Origin of the sequence: Sneathiella litorea (assembly GCF_009882915.1) — a bacterium.
Lineage (GTDB): Bacteria > Pseudomonadota > Alphaproteobacteria > Sneathiellales > Sneathiellaceae > Sneathiella > Sneathiella litorea.
The window spans coordinates 367,951-385,262 of record NZ_WTUW01000009.1 but is presented as its reverse complement, the minus strand read 5'-3'; the positions used below and the strand labels follow the sequence as shown (position 1 = coordinate 385,262).

Sequence of the window (17,312 nt, the reverse complement as noted above, 5' to 3'; positions counted from 1 at the left end):
AGGTTGTTTGTTTCCTGCAGTCGCAGGCAGCTGATGGGTTGCTTAGTCTTCGCGCCAGTTTTCCCTGAATGCCATCGCGGCGACGTCGTCCAGACCCTTGGTAAAGCGATCAAACATCTCGTCGATCTCGCTTTCCGTAATGATCAGTGGCGGACAGAGCGCGAGATTATCACCGGCGACCGCCCGGCTGATAACGCCGGCGTCTTGCATGGCCTGCGCCGTTTTCGGCCCCGCCTTGAATTTAGGATCGAAGGAACGTTTTGTTTTCTTGTCGGCCACCAGCTCGATCGCGCCAATCAATCCCATCGTCCGGACTTCGCCGACAAGGGGATGATCGGCGAGAGCATTGAACCGTTCGTTAAAGCGTTTGGAAACATGGCGCACATGGCCAAGGATATTGCGTTCCTCCATGAGCTCCATTGTTCGCATGCCGACGGCCGCCGGCACCGGATGGCCGGAGTAGGTGAAGCCATGAGCAAAGGCGCCATGCTTCTCGCTCTGTTTAACCATTCCATCGAATATATCTTGTGACACCATCACTGCCGAGATTGGCAGGTAAGCACTGGAAAGGGCCTTTGCGCAGGACAGGATATCCGGCTGGATATCAAAGGTCTGCGATCCCCACATCTGTCCTGTCCGGCCAAAGCCGCAGATCACTTCATCGGCGATCATCAGGACGTCATACTTCCGGAGAACAGCTTGTATCTTCTCGAAATAGGTGGCGGGCGGGATGATCACGCCACCCGCGCCCATGATCGGCTCGGCGATAAAGGCGGCAACTGTGTCCGGCCCTTCCTTCAGGATCAGTTTCTCCAGATCATCGGCGCAACGGGCGGCAAACTCCTCCTCCGTCTCGCCATCCTTGCTATAGCGGTAGTAATGCGGGCAGGAGGTATGCAGGATATTCTGGATTGGCAGGTCAAAGTCATTATGCAGCGGTGGCAGACCGGTGAGGCTCGCCGCGGCGACCGTGACACCGTGATAGGCTTTCTGGCGGGAGATGATCTTCTTTTTCTCCGGCCGGCCAAGGCTGTTGTTGTAATACCAGACCAGCTTGACGACCGTATCGTTTGCTTCCGATCCGGAATTGGCGAAGAACACCTTGGAGAAGGGCGCCGGGGCGATTTCGAGCAGCTTTTCTGCAAGACGGATACCCGGTTCTGTAGATTTGCTGGCGAAGGAATGGTAGAAGGGCAGCTTGCGCATCTGGTCAATTGCGGCCTCGATCAGTTCCTCCTCGCCGAAGCCGAAGGAGGCGCACCACAGGCCGGCCAGCCCCTCGATATATTCCTTACCATTTTCATCAAAGACATTGATGCCCTTGCCGGTCTCTATAATCAGTGGACCCTCGGTCAGATGGGTTGAAAGGTTGGTATAGGCATGTATCACGCTTTTTGCATCGCGTGCGGCAAGGGAATTTCCCTGAAGTAGGCTCGGGCTGGTCATCGCAAATTCCTTGGTTAAGAATTGGGAACGTTTCTTTATTAGTAGAGCGAAAATCAAGCTGCTGTCAAAGCCCGTTTATAACTATCTTGTCTGACCTCTCAGTTCATGGCTAAATAGCTGAAATAATCGGGGAAGTGGTCGTATGAGTGAGTGTTTTACCTATTCCGGCGCCGATAGTATGGCAATCCATCTTTACCAGTGGCTTGGCGAGAAGAAACCCAAGGCGATTATACAGATCACACATGGTATGGCCGAACATGCAGCCCGCTATGACCGCTTCGCACAAACCCTGAATGAGTTTGGCTATATTGTTTATGCCAATGACCATCGCGGGCATGGCCAGACAATCCCTGCGGGTGAGGTTCCCGGCCATATGGGGGATCGCGATGGCTGGAATAAGGCGGTCGAGGATCTCTATCTGCTTAATCGGGAAATTGCGGTGGAGCATCCGGGTTTGCCAATCCTCATGCTCGGTCATTCGATGGGCTCCTTCATGGTGCAGCAATATATGGCGCGGCATGGTGAGACAATTGCTGGCGCCGCGCTCTCCGCCACCAACGGGCCGCCGGGCACGCTGGGACGGATCGGTCAGCTCATGATCCGCTTTGAAAAGCTGCGCTTCGGGGCTAAGGGGCATAGCCCGCTGATCGCCGGCATGACGTTCAAGACCTTCAACAAGCAGTTCGCCCCCAACAGGACGGAATTCGACTGGCTTTCCCGGGACGAAGCAGAGGTGGACAAATATGTCGCCGATCCGCTTTGCGGGTTCGACTGTTCCGTCGCCACCTGGACCGGATTGCTGGACGCCTTACCAAAAATCGCGAGTCGGTCAGCGCTCAAGAAGATGAACAAGCAGATGCCGATTTTTATCTTCAGCGGAACTGAGGATCCGGTAGGCGAAAATACCAAGGGCGTCAAGCGACTGCTCGCCGCCTATCATCGCCATCACTTCACGCGGGTCACCCATAAATTCTATATTGGCGGGCGGCATGAGATGTTGAACGAGATCAACTGTGACGAGGTCACGACGGATTTTATTGCCTGGGCTAACAGCGTCATCGGCTAGGATTACTGGTCTTCTTCGATTGGTTGCTTGTGCTGGACAAGCTATTGTTGTTGCCATAATGTTTTTCCGCTCTCAATAAACAAGGAAAAACAATATGAGCGGACAGGCACAGGATCGATACACCCTCATTGGCGGCAACGCCTCTCCCTATTCGCTGAAAATGCGCTCCCATATGCATTACCGGCGGTTGCCCTATAACTGGATCCTTCGTTCAGAAGCGAATGATCATCTGCTGGCGGTATTGCGGCCGGTTCTGGTGCCAGTTTTAAAACTTCCTGAAGACGGCAGCCTACATATCGACAGCACACGGCTGATCTACATGCTGGAGGAGCGGCATCCGGATGGCCGCTCGGTCATTCCCGATCATCCTGCCCATGCCTTCCTTGCGCATCTGGTCGAGGATATGGCCGACGAATGGGTCACCAAGATGATGTTCCATTACCGCTGGACCTATGACGCGGATATCCATTACGCCAGCCGCTGGATCGCCGATGATCGTTCGTCTGATGCCACGGATGAGGAACGCGAGAAATTTGCCCAGTATTTCGCCGACCGCCAGATCGGTCGTATGCCGCTTGTCGGCTGCACCCCGGAAAATGCCCCGGTCATCGAGGCGGGCTTCCGTCATATCCTGGCGCTGCTGCATGCGGATGTGGGCCAGTATAAATATTTGTTCGGGACGCGGCCTTCCATTGCCGATTTCGGGCTCTATGGGCAGCTAAGAACCCTTTCCATCGATCCGACGCCTATGTCGATCATGCGAAAAGAGGCACAGCGCGCGGAAAGCTGGCTCCGGCAGCTTGATGATGCGTCGGGCATTGAAGGGGACTGGTATGCTGTCGGGGACCTGCCGCCGATGACGAAGGGGCTGATCACTTGTAGCGCGGAGGTTTATCTTCCGTTCCTTGCGGCCAATGCGGCGGCGGTCGAAAACGGAGAGGAGACCTTTTCCGTCGAACTTGACGGCAGGGCATACTCGCAAGGGGTCTTCAGGTATCAGGTCAAATGCCTGGGCGAATTGAAGGCACGCTATAAAGCGCTCCCCGAGGAGGCCAAAGACATTGTGGGTGACCTGATCGGGGAGGCGGGAGTTAAAATCCTCAGCTAGGCTCTAGATCGAGAAGCCGCCGAGCTTGGTTTCAAGATATTCCATGATCCCTTCCTTGGCGCCTTCACGGCCGAGACCGCTGTCCTTCATGCCGCCGAAGGGGGCGGCGGCGCTGGTCGGGTTGATATCATTGATGCCGATGATGCCGAAGCGAAGCCCTTCAAACATCCGCATGGCGCGGGAGATATCGCGGGTATAGACATAGGCCGCGAGGCCATATTCTGTATCATTCGCTTTTTCCAGCACTTCGGCCTCATTGTCGAAGCGGATGACCGGGGCGACGGGACCGAAGGTTTCCTCGCGATAGATCAGCATGTCCTCCGTAACATTGGCGAGCACGGTGGGTGCGTAGAAATAGCCCTTGTCGAGCCCGTTGGATTTAAGCGCAACGCCGCCGGTCACCAGTTCCGCGCCCTTGGAGAGAGCGTCCTGAACCTGCCGGTCCACCTTGTCGATGGCGGCCTGATTGACGAGCGGGCCGATGGCGACGCCGTCCTCAAACCCGCTGCCCGCCTTCATTTTGGAGACGCGCTCCTCGAATGTGGCGACGAACTGATCGTAGGAACCATTCTGCACGAAGAAGCGGTTTGGGCTGATGCAGGCCTGACCGGTGTTGAGGAACTTGACGAGCGATCCGCCCTTGGCCGCATGGGCCGGATCCACATCCTCGAACACCACGAAGGGCGCATGGCCGCCAAGCTCCGCCGAGACGCGCTTCATATTGGCGCTGGCCTGCCCGGCGAGCATCTTGCCGACATTGGTGGAACCGGTAAAGGTAAGCTTGCGGACGGACGGATGGCTGGTGAACACTTCGCCAACCGGTTTCGGGTCCGCTGCCGTGACCATATTGACGACCCCCGGCGGGATGCCCGCGGCCTCGAAAATCTCGAACATGGCGACGGCGCAGAGCGGTGTCGCTTCGGCAGGCTTCAGCACGACCGTGCAGCCGGCGGCAAGCGCCGGGCCGACTTTCCGCGTGATCATCGAGATCGGATAGTTCCAGGGGGTAACCGCCGCGACCACACCGACGGGCTGATGTAGCACCATGAACCGCTGATCCCCGCGACCGGAGGGGAGGATTTCCCCGTTTATGCGTTTCGCTTCCTCCGCATACCAGAGCAGGAAGTCTGCGCCGTACTGCACCTCATTGCGGGCGGCTTTCAGTGGCTTGCCCTGTTCCTCGGTCATGGTGCGGGCGAGATCCTCTTTCCGCTCGATCATGATCTGGTATGCTTTATAGAGATAGGCGCTGCGCTGATAAGCGGTAGTTTTCGACCAATCGCGGAAGGCGGCATCGGCGGCCTCGATCGCGCGGGTAGCCTCTGCTGCGCCGCCATCGGCAACGGATTTGATCACATCTCCCGTTGCTGGATTGAGAACATCGAAGCTGTTGCCGCTATCCGCAGCAATCCATTTTCCGTCAATATACATTTTTTGAAACCTTTCGCGTCGGCGGGAAGTCTATATTCTTGATTTTCGCGCAGTCTAATGATTTATCCGCGCCAGTAAAGCATATCAATCTGCGGCATCTGCGGTCTGGCCCGCAAGACGTGTCCGTTCCCGCTCCTTGATCATCCGGGAGGTGAGGCGGGAGCCATCCTCGCTCCAGCCGGGCGGACCAAAGATATACATGAAGGCTGCCTTGAAGCTCTTTGCATGGAAAAGATCAGTAAAGATCCCGGCCCATTCATGAAAGGCGATGATCAGTGGATTAAAGCTCGCGATCTGCTTGACGATACCATAGCGGCAGGGCTCGGCCTTGTCTTCGGGGACGAAGGTGCCGAACAGCTTGTCCCAGATGATAAAAATCCCGGCGTAGTTGGCATCGAGATATCTGGGGTTGGTCGCATGATGCACCCGGTGATGGGACGGGGTGTTCATCACCGCCTCAACCGGTTTCCACATTCTGTCGATGGCCTCGGTATGGATCCAGAACTGGTAGACGAGGCTGACCCCCTTCTGGAAAAGGATCAGCGCAAGTGGAAAGCCGATGAAGGATAGCAGCAGCCAGGGTATCCAGGTGCCGATAAATGCGCCGGTCCAAGTCTGGCGTAGTGCGGTGGTCAGGTTATAATATTGCGAGGAGTGATGATTGATATGCGCCGCCCACCAGATGCGATGCTCATGGCTGAGGCGGTGGAACCAGTAATAGACGAAATCCTCGGCGAACAGGATCAGGACAAAGGCCCACCATGTGTAGCCGATGTCAAACAGGCGGTACTGATAAACCCAGAGAGAGACCCCGCCGACAATCCCGAAATTGATCAGGCCGATGGCAAAATTACCAAGCCCCATCAACAGGGAGGCGGCGCTGTCCCGCATCTCGTAATTGGATTTCTTCGGCGCATAGCGGCCGATAACCGCCTCGATCAGGATCAAAAGGACAAAGGCCGGGATAGCGAAAGTGACCGGATCAGGTAGCTGCATTATTCTCTCCGTCCAGATACTGTTCCAGTGTTCCCAGATCTGACGGATCACAGGCGAACTTGACGGCCGGGAAGGCGAACCCCTGACGCGGGATATAGAGGACAGTAGCGTTATCGCGCCATGTACATTTTTCCAGCATCTCTCTTCCCAGCATTTGCAGCACCAACTTGTTCCCGAAACTCCGCACCAGTCCGATCCCTTTACCGTTCTGCCAGTGGACCAGAGCATATCTTTTATCGCCGCTGATGACGGAACTGACGATTTTGTCGTCCGGCTCCTGATCGCTCAGGAATGCAGCCAGCCTCTCCGGTGTAAGGTATGCCTCGCGCGGGCCAGCAACCAGCCGGATAAAAAGGATCACAAACAGCACTGCGAGCGCGGACGCGGGCAGGAGGATCAGCGGATCAATAGCCATTCCCGGTGTTCCTTGATTCTTTGTTTTCTGCGCTATTGATACAAAAATTACCGCGGTTTAACAAATTTCAGGGTATTCAATCGCGTTAACTTCGCCAATCCCCTACGTAAAGGTCTTGATCGCGCAGTAAATTATCACGAATCTCAAAGGGTCTTTACGTGACGCGAGTGCAGTTTTATGCTGACTTTAATAGTCTAACAAATAACCAAAATGGGATGAACTTAATGCTAGGTCTTATGCAGGATCGGCCGTTGCTGATCTCTTCTTTAATCGAATATTCTGGTCTTAATCATGGCGATGTGGAGATTGTCTCGCGCACCGTTGAGGGGCCAATCCACCGTACTAATTATCGCAACGTAAACTTGCGTGCGAAAAAGCTGGCGCAGGCACTGGGCAGGCTTGGCGTTGAGTTGGGCGACCGGATCGGCACGATTGCGTGGAACGGTTACCGGCATATGGAGATTTATTTCGGTGTGTCTGGCATGGGCGCCGTCTGCCATACAATCAACCCGCGGCTTTTCCCTGAGCAGATCGCCTACATCGTCAATCACGCTGAAGATAAGTACATCTTTGTTGATCTGACATTTGTGCCACTGATCGAGGCATTGAAGGATCACCTCACGAATGTGAAGGGCTTTATCATCATGACGGATGAGGCCCATATGCCCGACAGCAGCCTTGACAATCTGCTCTGCTACGAAACCCTGGTGGAGGCGGAAGATGGCGATTATGCCTGGCCGCAGTTCGATGAAATGACGGCCTGCTCCCTCTGTTATACCTCCGGTACGACGGGCAACCCAAAGGGCGTGCTCTATGCCAACCGTTCAACGGTCCTGCATAGTTTCTGCGTCTGCACCAATGACGGCCTTGGCGTAAGCAACCGGGATTCCATCCTTGCTGTGGTGCCGATGTTCCATGCCAATGCCTGGGGCCTGCCTTACGCAGCCGCTATGTGTGGTGCGAAAATGGTGATGCCGGGCGCGGCAATGGACGGTGCCTCGCTCTATGAACTGATGGAAGCAGAAGGCGTGACGCTCTCTGCCGGTGTGCCAACAATCTGGATGATGCTGCTTGGCTATGTGAAGGAGAATAACCTTAAATTCTCAACCATGCAGCGGACAGTGATTGGCGGCTCCGCGGCGCCACGTTCGATGATTGATACCTTTGTCGAGGGACATGGGGTTGAGGTGATCCACGCCTGGGGCATGACGGAGACCAGTCCCCTTGGCACCACCGGCAACCTCCTCAAAAAGCACGAAAACCTTTCCGAGAAGCAAAGAACAGATATCCGTGTCAAACAGGGACGGACTGTTTACGGGGTTGAACTAAAAATCACCGGGGATGATGGAAAGGAACTGCCACGCGACGGTGTTGCCTTTGGCGACCTGAAGGTCCGGGGTCCCTGGATTACTAACGGTTATTTCAAGGGTGAGGGCGGTGAGGTTCTGGATGAAGATGGCTGGTTCACCACCGGAGATGTGGGCACCATAGATCCGGACGGTTATATGCAGATCACCGACCGTTCCAAGGATGTGATCAAGTCCGGCGGTGAATGGATCTCCTCCATTGATGTCGAGAACGAGGCTTTGGGTTGCCCCGGTATAGTCGAGGCCGCCGTAATTGCCATTCCTCATCCGAAATGGGATGAACGGCCACTTGTCATAGCGGTGAAGGAAAAGGACCATTCTGTATCCCGCGACGACGTGATCAAGCATCTGGAAAGCACACTCGCCAAATGGCAGCTCCCGGATGATGTCGTCTTCGTTGAAGAGCTCCCGCATACGGCGACAGGCAAGCTCTTGAAGACCAAGCTCCGTGAGGACTTCAAGGACTACAAACTGCCAACAGCCTGATCGGGCATTAACTGCAAGGAAAGCCGGGTCCAGCCCGGCTTTCTTTTCTACTCAATGGCCACGAGAAAATTCACACATTCAAAGTGTTGATTGTTTACGCAGGACGTTTTAAAATCCCTAAAAAATAGATTTAGGTGTCGTCCAATGTTACTTTCTCGGGTTTCCTCTCTTTTTACAATTTCCACTCTTCTAGTCATGTTATCCGCTTGCGCGCCTACCTTTACCGAAAGCATGACCGCGAATAGCGGTGGTGCAGGTAAGGTCGCCACGTCGTCCGGTGGAGAAACGCTGACCCTCTCTGAGGTTCGGGATATGAATGAAGGCTCCGCACCAACAAATCGGCCTGTAAAAGAAGTGACGGAAGGTGAAATAGGAGCCGGAAACGAAGTTCGCATCAAGATGCTGCCAGGATTTGGTAAAGAGATCTGGCTATGTGAAACGGACACAGACTGTGTTCCGGTTCGTATAAATGCTGCGACAAATGCCAATAACATATCTGGTGAAAGCAGGCCCGGGACCAGTGCCAGTCCAGCAGAAAATATTATTGGGGAAGTAGAACTTAGCGATGAGACATTAAAGCTTGTTGGCAAAAAGATAGACGGCGGGTTAGACGGGAAAAAGATCCTGATCATGACGCCGGATGTGGAGTTGAGTCTGCTTACAGCCGGCGGGCTGACGGAGCCGAATGCCCTTTGGACATCGACGGCCAAGGGCTACGTCACCGAATTCATGGCGCAGTACTTCACGGATATGGGCTATGGCGTGGCCATCCACTCCGACGACGCGCAACTTGTCCCGACAGAGACAGCGCAGGATCTGATAGATCTGCATGAGGATGTTGGAAAATCAATCTTTCTGTATCAGTACAACACGCTCTTTCAACTGCCGACAAAAAAGGACGGTAGTTTTAACTGGAAGCTGGGTAAAACGGCGCAGGACCTGAAAAAGGCGTATGGGGCAGATCTTGGGGTCTTCGTTTATATGCGCGATTCCTATTCAAGCGGATCGCGCGTTGCTGCCCAGTTTCTGGCTGCCGCAATTCTGGGGGTTGGAATACCGGGCGGTCAACAGGTCGGATTTATCTCGCTGGTAGATCTCGAGACCGGGAATATCCTGTGGTATAACCGTCTGGTCTCGGGCGGCGGTGATCTTCGCACCTTTGAGCCCGCTTTCGATGCAACAGAAAATCTATTGGAAGATATTCCTTTATGAAGCTTGGCAAGGCCGTCATTGGGTTGGGTTTACTGGTTTCGGCCTGTGCGGGCACTGGTCCGATCGGTGATGTGAAGCCGGGTGACGAACCGGAGCTGAACACCGTAGAGGCCGGCCTGCGCATGAAGATGGACGAGGCGGAACGAAGTTTCGCCGCCAGCGCCTTGATTATCAAGGATCCTGAACTGCATGACTATCTTGATGGTATTGTCTGCCGCCTGGCAGAGAAAATATGCCCGGATATACGTCTCTATATTGTCAAAATCCCCCATTTCAACGCATCCATGGCGCCGAATGGTGTTATGCAGGTCTGGACGGGATTATTGTTGCGGGTGGAGAACGAGGCGCAACTCGCAACGGTCCTCGCGCATGAGTTGGCCCATTACAAGAAACGCCATTCCATCAAGATGTGGAACAGCGCGCGGAATACAACAGATTTTCTAGCCTTTTTCTCGATCGCCACGGGCGGTATCGGATATGGCTTTGTTGGCCTTGCTGCGGGTCTTAGCGCCGCGGGCTCCATTCAGGCATATTCGCGAGAACTGGAAAATGAAGCAGATGAAATCGGGCAGGATTACATTTATGGCGCCGGTTATGATCCGGCGGAGGCCGGGCGGCTTTGGGAGAAGATAAAAGGCGAGGCGGAAGCGGGAGATCGTGAGTCTACGGCCATCTTTTTTGCGTCACACCCGCCGGCCGAGGATCGGGTTGAGAACCTGAAGTCAAGAGCGGAAGCCTATCCGGAACGCACGCTTCAGGCGCAGCAAAGAGGTGACGAAAAATTTCGCGAACTTGTTGATGCCCGATGGCAAGGCTGGGTTGAGGACCTGATCGATACAGGATCATATGAAGAGACGCTATTTGTCATCGACAACCTGGAAAAGCGGGAGTTTAACCCGGCGGCACTCGATTTTTATCGCGGCGATGTATACCGGAGACGAAGCAAAGAGGGCGATCTCGATAAGGCAAAGGACGCCTATCTCAAGGCGGCGGAGTCCGCGGGGGCGCCCGCCAGAACATATAAGAACCTTGGTCTTGTCGCCAAGCGCCAGAAAGAAGACGACAAGGCTATTGAGTATTTCGAAATTTACCTCGCTCGCTATCCGGAGGCGTCAGATCGTTTCCTGGTCGAGTCCTACATCAAGCAATTGAGGCAATCATGAGACATATTATCATCCTGCTGCTTACCCTGACGATAGCCAGCTGTGCACCGACCTTCCAGCTTAAGCAAACGGGTCATAGCTCTATGTGGAACAGCTATTCGGTGGTGACATCGGAATATATCAATGAGTTGAAGACCGATAAATCCGTCATGTGGACGCAGGACGGGCCCATACTGGAAAGAGTGGAGTTCTGGGCCCCGATATCGGATGGGGAGAAATTGCCATTCGTCTTTCCTGCCGGGAATGAGGAACGCGCGGGAACTTTCCGTTCCGACATGACACCGGAAGAAATTGTCGAGTTGGTTCGGAACGGCTTCTCCCTGACGCCGGCAACGCCGACTTTCATCGGTAATCTCCAACCGGCGTCGTTTGGCAATAGGGAGGGATATCTGATTGATCTCAATCTGTCGTCCAAAGAAGGATCGGATTTCAAGGGCAATCTCCTGTTCGCGACCATAAACGGCAAGTTAATGGCGGTCTTTTTCGCGGCCCGGGAAACTCATTACTATGAAGAACGGCGGCCTTATTTTGACAGCGTTGTCCAATCCATAAAAGTTAGCGGCGACGCTTAACCATCCAGATGCGGTCAAGCAAGAAAGCCGGGTTCAGCCCGGCTTTTCTTTTTCGGGGCGACGTTGCTTGTTTTCCGTGGTTGTATCCATATCTGTTAGAGGCGCAGATTACACATACAGAGAATGACGGAAAATGACATGTCAACTATGAACAAGCAATATCGTCTTGCCGCCCGCCCGGTTGGTGTGCCGAAAGATAGCGACTGGGAGTTTACGACCGAAGCGCTGCCGGAAATCGGTGCCGATGAAGTACTTGTGAAAATTCACTATGCCTCCCTCGATCCCGCCATGCGCGGCTGGATGAACGAAGGGCGGTCCTATATCCCGCCGGTCAAGATCGGCGAGGTGATGCGCGCCGGCACGGTGGGCGAGGTGGTTGCCTCTAACAGCCCCGACTTCAAAGCCGGTGATTTCGTGAGTGGCATGCTCGGTATTCAACAATATGGCAAGGCGCTTGCCAAGGACCTGACCAAGGTCGATCCAAAGCTGGCACCGATTGAAACTTATCTGGGCGGCCTTGGCATGCCGGGTCTCACTGCCTATTTCGGCTTGCTCGACGTCGGTGCGGTGAAGGAAGGGGACACGGTCCTTGTCTCTGGTGCCGCCGGTGCCGTTGGCTCTCTTGTCGGTCAGATCGCCAAGATCAAGGGCGCACGCGCTGTCGGTATCGCGGGCGGGCCAGATAAATGCGCCTATGTCGTCGATGAACTCGGCTTCGATGCCTGTCTCGATTACAAGTCGGACAGTTTCCTGCAGGATTTGAAAGAGCCGCTTAAAGCCGGTGTTGATGTCTATTTCGATAATGTGGGTGGCGAAATTCTCGATATAGCGCTCGCCCGGATCAACCGCCATGCCCGAATCGTTATATGCGGCGCCATTTCGCAGTATAACAACACGACACCAATGCGCGGGCCGCAGAATTATATCAACCTCCTGGTCCATCATGCCCGCATGGAAGGCTTCGTCGTCTTTGACTATGTCACGCGTTATGGCGAGGGTGTAAAGGAACTGGCGACCTGGTATGGGCAAGGCAACCTTAAGTTCCGTACGCAGGTGGAAACAGGCATAGAGAATTTTCCCGCGGTCCTGCTCAAGCTTTTCAAGGGAGAGAATACCGGGAAATTGGTCCTAAAAATCATTGAAGACTAGATTTTATAATAAATACTGACATTTAGAGGGCGTCGCTGATTTACGGCGGCGCCTTTTTTCTGTAATCTGCTATTATCGGATTTTTCTAAGAAATGGAGTGTTAATGGAGTTACTCACGTCGATTGAGGTAATACTGGTATTTGTCTCTTTTCTCTTTCTTGTTGGGTGCCTGTTAACTCCTGTCGCCGATCGGTTAGGGGCACCGTTTTTGCTCCTCTTCCTCTTCATTGGAATGATGATGGGGGAGAACGGAATTGGTGGAGTTCAGTTCGATGATTTCACTTTTGCCTATGACATCGGGTCGATCGCGCTGGCTCTGATCCTGTTTTCCGGCGGACTGGATACCACGCGGGCAAGTTTCAAGAAGGCGGGGATGCCCTCCCTGATGCTGGCAGTCGTTGGGGTGATTGCCACAACCTTTATCGTTGGCCTGTTGATTAACTTCCTGTTTTCTGTACCGCTCGCCCTCAGTCTGCTGCTCGGGGCGGTTGTTGGCTCCACCGATGCCGCGGCAACCTTTTTGCTACTGCGCCAGCGTAATATCCAATTGAAGGACGGGCTTGGCGAGACGTTGATGGTTGAGGCGGGGATCAATGATCCCATGGCCATTTTCCTGACCATAACAATGGTAACGATTGTCGACAATGAACTGGCGATGGATGCGGCGACCTTTATTTCCTTCCTGCCGCAGTTGGCGCAGCAGCTGGGCCTTGGGTTGGTGGCCGGTATCCTGGGTGGCTTTATCACGGCACTGCTGATCAATCGGGTTAAAATGCCGGTCAGCCTTTTTGCACCTTTCGCCATGGCAGCTTGCTTGCTGATATTTAACCTGACCGCCCTGAGCGGTGGAAGTGGCTTTCTCGCGGTCTTTATCGGCGGGGCCATCCTCCGTGATCGCATGACACACCAGACCGAGCGGGTCAGCCAGTTTCATGACGGCCTTTCCTGGATCAGTCAGATTGTGCTTTTCCTGATGCTTGGCCTTCTGGTCACGCCGCAGGAACTTCTAAATCATGTGCCTCTTGGTCTCGGGGTTGCGGCAGTCCTGATCTTTATCGCGCGCCCTTTGGCCACTGTTATATCTCTTGCCCCCTTCGGTATCGGCTGGCGGCAACAGGCGTTTATCGGCTGGGTGGGTTTGCGCGGGGCGGTGCCAATTTTCCTCGCCATCATCCCGGTGATCAGTCCGGGGCCGGTCTCCAGTGGGTTTTTTGACGTTGTCTTTGTTGTGGTTGTCGCCTCCCTTTTGCTGCAAGGCTGGACTATCTCGCTTGCGGCGCGGTGGCTCAGGTTGATTGCCGACCCGGAAGACGGGCCGAAGCTACCGCTTGGCAAAGGTAAGGCTAAGGCGCGTGCCAAAGGCAAGGATTGATTTTTACCCGAAAAAGCCTTATTTAAGCGCGAGCCCGCGATGGGAAAATTCCCTTCAGCTGGCTCTTTTTTAATCCCGCTGCGGACAAATCCGGACGGGGATCAGGACATACCATGACGATGCTGGAAGAACGGGTTGCCAACCGGCGGACCTTCGCGATTATTGCCCATCCGGACGCGGGCAAGACAACACTGACCGAGAAGCTGCTGTTGTTCGGCGGCGCCATTCAGCTTGCCGGCGCGGTAAAGACGCGCGGAGAGCAGCGGCGTGCGCATTCGGACTGGATGAAGGTGGAGCGGGAAAGGGGTATCTCCGTTGCTTCCTCCGTCATGACGTTTGACTACCGGGAGAAAACCTTCAACCTGCTCGATACCCCGGGCCATGAGGATTTCAGCGAGGATACCTACCGCACGCTGACCGCGGTAGACAGCGCCGTTATGGTGCTCGACGGGGCGAAGGGTATTGAAAGCCAGACCCGAAAACTATTCGAGGTGTGCCGCCTGCGCGACATGCCCATCACCACCTTTATCAATAAATTCGACCGGGAGGCGCTGGATCCGTTTGACCTCCTTGATGATATTGAGCAGACCCTCGCGCTCGACGTGGTGCCGGCAAGTTGGCCGATTGGCATGGGACGGAACTTTCTCGGTTGCTATGACTTGTTCAATGATAAGCTGGTGCTGGTTTCCAAGGGTAAGAACAATCATATGGATGAGGGTGTCACCTGCGACGGTCTGGATGATCCGAAGCTCGATGAACTCTTGCCTGCCGATGCGGTGCAGAAACTCCGCGAGGATGTGGAGATGGCGCGTGGCCTCTGCCCCGAATTTGACATGCAGGCCTTTCTTGAAGGCACCATGACCCCGGTCTATTTTGGCAGTGCGATTAATAATTTCGGTGTGGAAACCCTGCTGAACGGCTTGACAGAAGCAGCTCCATCCCCGCGTGCAGCCCCGGCTGCCGGGCGTGAGATTTCCCCATTTGAAAGCAAGGTCAGCGGCTTTATCTTCAAGATACAGGCCAACATGGACCCGAAACACCGTGACCGCATTGCGTTCATGCGCCTTGTTTCCGGCCATTTCAAGCGCGGCGCCAAGCTGAAACATGTGCGCAGCGAGAAAACGTTGAATATCCATAATCCGGTACTTTTCCTTGCGCAGGATCGTGAACTGGCGGAGGAGGCTTGGCCCGGCGATATCATTGGTATTCCCAACCATGGCAACCTGCGCATTGGCGACGCCCTGACGGAAGGGGAGGAAATTCGCTTTACCGGTATTCCGAGCTTTGCGCCGGAACTTCTGCAGAAGGTACGGCCCGTCGATCCGATGCGGGCGAAGCATCTCGGTCGCGCGCTAATCCAGCTTGCGGAGGAGGGGGCAGCCCGAACTTTCAAGACACGCATGGGCTCCGACTGGGTGGTCGGGGTTGTCGGTGCGCTGCAGTTCGAGGTCTTGGCGGACCGTATCCGCACGGAATATGATATCCCGGTCAATTTTGAGCAGACGGAGCTTTATACTGCCCGCTGGGTTGAATGCGAGGATACGCGGGAGATGAAGAAATTTCTCGATGCCAACCAGGCTTCTCTCGCCGAGGATCATGACGACGCGCCGGTATTCCTTGCGCGTAATAGCTGGCATTTGGAGCGGGCTGAAAAAGATTGGCCGAATATCACATTCCTTAAAACAAAAGAACAATCATCTTGAATAGAGGAGAAACCCCATGCCCTCATTTGACATAGTCTCAAAAACCGAAATGGCCGAAGTTGATAACGCGCTGAATAACATCCGCCGTGAAATCGAGACGCGTTACGACTTCAAGGGCAGCAACTGCACGCTCGAACGCGCTGAGCAGGCCATCACCATCCATGCGGATGACGATTTGAAGCTCAAGCAGATGCATGAATTGCTGGCGACGCATTTTACCCGCCGCAAGATCGATGCGGGTGTTCTCGATTACCAGACGCCAGAAAAGTCAGCCGGCCAGAGCGTCCGGCAGGTGGTTGTTGTTCGTGAGGGCATTGACAAGGACCTTGCGAAAAAGCTGGTGAAGGAAATCAAGGGCTCCAAGATCAAGGTGCAGGTATCGATTCAGGGTGATGAGCTACGTGTGACCGGCAAGAAGCGCGACGACCTGCAGGAAACCATTGCCTTCTGCAAGGGGCTAAAGCAGGACCTGCCGCTGCAATATGTGAATTTCCGCGACTAGGCCAGGGGCGCTTACAGCGTCCCCTTACCGCCGAAATTGCGAAGCTCGATATCCGGCGGCCCGCTGTCATGGATACGCATGATGGCAATCTCGCCATATATATTAGGTTCACGGTCACGGCCGCCAAGCTGCCCGTAGATGCTCTGCAGGTTATCCGTATTGCCGACCCACATCACCGTCTTGCCGGGATTTTCCGTTATCAGTCGTTCGGCGACATTGCTGACATCAATTACCCGAAGCTCGATCCCGCGCTGCTCAATCAGCGGCTTGACCGTATCGAGATTGCGCTTCTTGTCGGGGCTGTAGATCACGTCGATATCAAGGTCGGCGACCGCGGCGGGCAGGGCCTGGGCCCGCGCCTTGCCCTTTTCATTGAGCTCGGTATGAAGCGGCGTCCGATCCGCATGGCGGAGGAGGATAACCGTCGTTGTCGTGCCTGGCGGTGAATTGTAGGTACTGCAGGCTGTCAGCAGTAAAACTCCAATAAACGCGACCAGCGCCCCGCGTACAAATCCTCTTTGTTGCATGACAACCCCTCTCCCATAAATTCTAGTTCTCACGATAATACTCAATATCCCTCCGAAATGGCAAATAAAGGTCATTTTGCGGCGACCACATTACCGCCAGATTGTGTCTTTAGGGCTGTATTTTTTCAATAATAGACTCTCTTACTTGAACGGGACGATTGTTATGATTGATTTACTGCATACTATTTTAAAGTTTACTCATATAGGAAGCCTTGCACTTGGAGTAGGCGGAGCGATTATTTCCGATCTGTTTGTTCTTGGGATACTCAACAAAGCTATTACAAAAGGTGACCTCAGGCTGCTGGAGAATCTGGAAAAAATTATTTTTCTTGGACTGATGATGCTGTGGATTTCGGGAGTCGGCTTTTTTGTCGAGTATCAGCTGTTTTCACCGGAAAAGCTGGGTAACCCGAAGATCATGGCGAAACTGACTATTGTCATGATTGTGACTTTGAACGGACTGCTGTTTCACATGTTTTTTCACAACCGGGTTTTCCGGGAGGGGATGGTTATCATCAAGCTGCCGGTGGTGACCTATTACTCTTTGATCCTTTTTGGCACGCTTAGCTGCTTTAGCTGGATCGGCGCGATGACCCTTGGTGCAGTCTCGCAGCTCAACTATACGTTTCCATATCTGCATATCATGGCGGGATATCTTGCCATTGTTGCCTTTGGTATGGCGTGCGGATGTGCTTTCGCCTCTTTCAAGCGCTGGAATGCAAGGCGCAAGCCCGAGTTCCTGCGGGGTGATGTCACGGAGACGCTCTTCCAGAAACCCGCGTAACTCTTCCGAATGT

Annotated in this window: 16 protein-coding genes; 11 read left to right on the top strand and 5 right to left on the bottom strand. The window is 54.3% G+C overall.

Annotated elements, in window-relative coordinates:
• Window positions 1–42 precede the first annotated feature (42 nt).
• Complete coding sequence (locus tag GQE98_RS15830) at window positions 43–1,446, bottom strand: aspartate aminotransferase family protein (RefSeq protein WP_161316677.1); 1,404 nt, start codon at window positions 1,444–1,446, stop codon at window positions 43–45.
• 142 nt (window positions 1,447–1,588) lie between these two features.
• On the opposite strand from GQE98_RS15830, the gene GQE98_RS15825 reads away from it, so the two are divergent.
• Together GQE98_RS15825 and GQE98_RS15820 are read left to right on the top strand one after the other, a co-directional pair.
• Window positions 1,589–2,512 (top strand): alpha/beta hydrolase, encoded by a 924-nt coding sequence (locus GQE98_RS15825; RefSeq protein WP_202526348.1) that lies wholly within the window; start codon window positions 1,589–1,591, stop codon window positions 2,510–2,512.
• Between the two features lie 94 nt (window positions 2,513–2,606).
• Complete coding sequence (locus GQE98_RS15820; RefSeq protein ID WP_161316676.1) at window positions 2,607–3,620, top strand: glutathione S-transferase N-terminal domain-containing protein; 1,014 nt, start codon at window positions 2,607–2,609, stop codon at window positions 3,618–3,620.
• Window positions 3,621–3,623: 3 nt separating this feature from the next.
• Here GQE98_RS15820 and GQE98_RS15815 read toward each other — a convergent pair whose 3' ends face one another.
• The 3 genes from GQE98_RS15815 to GQE98_RS15805 form a co-directional block, all read right to left on the bottom strand.
• The gene (locus GQE98_RS15815) at window positions 3,624–5,051 is read right to left on the bottom strand and encodes an NAD-dependent succinate-semialdehyde dehydrogenase (protein ID WP_161316675.1); all 1,428 of its coding nucleotides are present in this window, start codon (window positions 5,049–5,051) and stop codon (window positions 3,624–3,626) included.
• Window positions 5,052–5,135: 84 nt separating this feature from the next.
• Complete coding sequence (locus GQE98_RS15810) at window positions 5,136–6,047, bottom strand: sterol desaturase family protein (RefSeq protein ID WP_202526347.1); 912 nt, start codon at window positions 6,045–6,047, stop codon at window positions 5,136–5,138.
• Complete coding sequence (locus GQE98_RS15805) at window positions 6,034–6,462, bottom strand: hypothetical protein (protein WP_161316674.1); 429 nt, start codon at window positions 6,460–6,462, stop codon at window positions 6,034–6,036. The genes GQE98_RS15810 and GQE98_RS15805 overlap by 14 nt, the downstream gene beginning before the upstream one ends.
• Before the next feature lie 224 nt (window positions 6,463–6,686).
• Here GQE98_RS15805 and GQE98_RS15800 point away from each other — a divergent pair, with 224 nt between their 5' ends.
• The 8 genes from GQE98_RS15800 (at window position 6,687) to GQE98_RS15765 (ending at window position 15,988) form a co-directional block, all read left to right on the top strand.
• Complete coding sequence (locus GQE98_RS15800; RefSeq protein WP_161316673.1) at window positions 6,687–8,315, top strand: 3-(methylthio)propionyl-CoA ligase; 1,629 nt, start codon at window positions 6,687–6,689, stop codon at window positions 8,313–8,315.
• Between the two features lie 144 nt (window positions 8,316–8,459).
• Window positions 8,460–9,527: a hypothetical protein gene (locus tag GQE98_RS15795; RefSeq protein ID WP_161316672.1), complete on the top strand. Its 1,068-nt coding sequence runs from the start codon at window positions 8,460–8,462 to the stop codon at window positions 9,525–9,527.
• Window positions 9,524–10,690 (top strand): M48 family metallopeptidase, encoded by a 1,167-nt coding sequence (locus tag GQE98_RS15790; RefSeq protein WP_161316671.1) that lies wholly within the window; start codon window positions 9,524–9,526, stop codon window positions 10,688–10,690. Before GQE98_RS15795 ends, GQE98_RS15790 begins: the two co-directional genes overlap by 4 nt.
• Window positions 10,687–11,262, top strand: a complete 576-nt coding sequence (locus GQE98_RS15785) for a hypothetical protein (protein WP_161316670.1) — start codon at window positions 10,687–10,689, stop codon at window positions 11,260–11,262. Before GQE98_RS15790 ends, GQE98_RS15785 begins: the two co-directional genes overlap by 4 nt.
• Before the next feature lie 138 nt (window positions 11,263–11,400).
• Window positions 11,401–12,411: an NADP-dependent oxidoreductase gene (locus tag GQE98_RS15780; protein WP_161316669.1), complete on the top strand. Its 1,011-nt coding sequence runs from the start codon at window positions 11,401–11,403 to the stop codon at window positions 12,409–12,411.
• Window positions 12,412–12,514: 103 nt separating this feature from the next.
• Window positions 12,515–13,783 (top strand): potassium/proton antiporter, encoded by a 1,269-nt coding sequence (locus tag GQE98_RS15775; protein WP_161316668.1) that lies wholly within the window; start codon window positions 12,515–12,517, stop codon window positions 13,781–13,783.
• A gap of 113 nt (window positions 13,784–13,896) precedes the next feature.
• The gene (locus GQE98_RS15770) at window positions 13,897–15,486 is read left to right on the top strand and encodes a peptide chain release factor 3 (RefSeq protein ID WP_161316667.1); all 1,590 of its coding nucleotides are present in this window, start codon (window positions 13,897–13,899) and stop codon (window positions 15,484–15,486) included.
• Window positions 15,487–15,502: 16 nt separating this feature from the next.
• A complete protein-coding gene (locus GQE98_RS15765) occupies window positions 15,503–15,988 on the top strand; it encodes a YajQ family cyclic di-GMP-binding protein (protein WP_161316666.1) in 486 nt (161 codons plus the stop codon).
• Between the two features lie 11 nt (window positions 15,989–15,999).
• Here the strand turns inward: GQE98_RS15765 and GQE98_RS15760 are convergent, their stop codons facing one another.
• Entirely contained in the window at window positions 16,000–16,515 is a 516-nt protein-coding gene (locus tag GQE98_RS15760; protein ID WP_161316665.1) for a histidine phosphatase family protein, read from the bottom strand.
• 163 nt (window positions 16,516–16,678) lie between these two features.
• Between GQE98_RS15760 and GQE98_RS15755 the strand changes: the two genes are divergently transcribed.
• Window positions 16,679–17,299, top strand: a complete 621-nt coding sequence (locus GQE98_RS15755) for a hypothetical protein (RefSeq protein WP_161316664.1) — start codon at window positions 16,679–16,681, stop codon at window positions 17,297–17,299.
• The last annotated feature ends 13 nt before the right edge of the window (window positions 17,300–17,312 follow it).

Coding starts and splice junctions, on each gene's coding strand:
- GQE98_RS15830 (WP_161316677.1), bottom strand. CDS start 1,446: ATGACCAGCCCGAGCCTACTTCAGGGAAATTCCCTTGCCGCACGCGAT.
- GQE98_RS15825 (WP_202526348.1), top strand. CDS start 1,589: ATGAGTGAGTGTTTTACCTATTCCGGCGCCGATAGTATGGCAATCCAT.
- GQE98_RS15820 (WP_161316676.1), top strand. CDS start 2,607: ATGAGCGGACAGGCACAGGATCGATACACCCTCATTGGCGGCAACGCC.
- GQE98_RS15815 (WP_161316675.1), bottom strand. CDS start 5,051: ATGTATATTGACGGAAAATGGATTGCTGCGGATAGCGGCAACAGCTTC.
- GQE98_RS15810 (WP_202526347.1), bottom strand. CDS start 6,047: ATGCAGCTACCTGATCCGGTCACTTTCGCTATCCCGGCCTTTGTCCTT.
- GQE98_RS15805 (WP_161316674.1), bottom strand. CDS start 6,462: ATGGCTATTGATCCGCTGATCCTCCTGCCCGCGTCCGCGCTCGCAGTG.
- GQE98_RS15800 (WP_161316673.1), top strand. CDS start 6,687: ATGCTAGGTCTTATGCAGGATCGGCCGTTGCTGATCTCTTCTTTAATC.
- GQE98_RS15795 (WP_161316672.1), top strand. CDS start 8,460: ATGTTACTTTCTCGGGTTTCCTCTCTTTTTACAATTTCCACTCTTCTA.
- GQE98_RS15790 (WP_161316671.1), top strand. CDS start 9,524: ATGAAGCTTGGCAAGGCCGTCATTGGGTTGGGTTTACTGGTTTCGGCC.
- GQE98_RS15785 (WP_161316670.1), top strand. CDS start 10,687: ATGAGACATATTATCATCCTGCTGCTTACCCTGACGATAGCCAGCTGT.
- GQE98_RS15780 (WP_161316669.1), top strand. CDS start 11,401: ATGTCAACTATGAACAAGCAATATCGTCTTGCCGCCCGCCCGGTTGGT.
- GQE98_RS15775 (WP_161316668.1), top strand. CDS start 12,515: ATGGAGTTACTCACGTCGATTGAGGTAATACTGGTATTTGTCTCTTTT.
- GQE98_RS15770 (WP_161316667.1), top strand. CDS start 13,897: ATGACGATGCTGGAAGAACGGGTTGCCAACCGGCGGACCTTCGCGATT.
- GQE98_RS15765 (WP_161316666.1), top strand. CDS start 15,503: ATGCCCTCATTTGACATAGTCTCAAAAACCGAAATGGCCGAAGTTGAT.
- GQE98_RS15760 (WP_161316665.1), bottom strand. CDS start 16,515: ATGCAACAAAGAGGATTTGTACGCGGGGCGCTGGTCGCGTTTATTGGA.
- GQE98_RS15755 (WP_161316664.1), top strand. CDS start 16,679: ATGATTGATTTACTGCATACTATTTTAAAGTTTACTCATATAGGAAGC.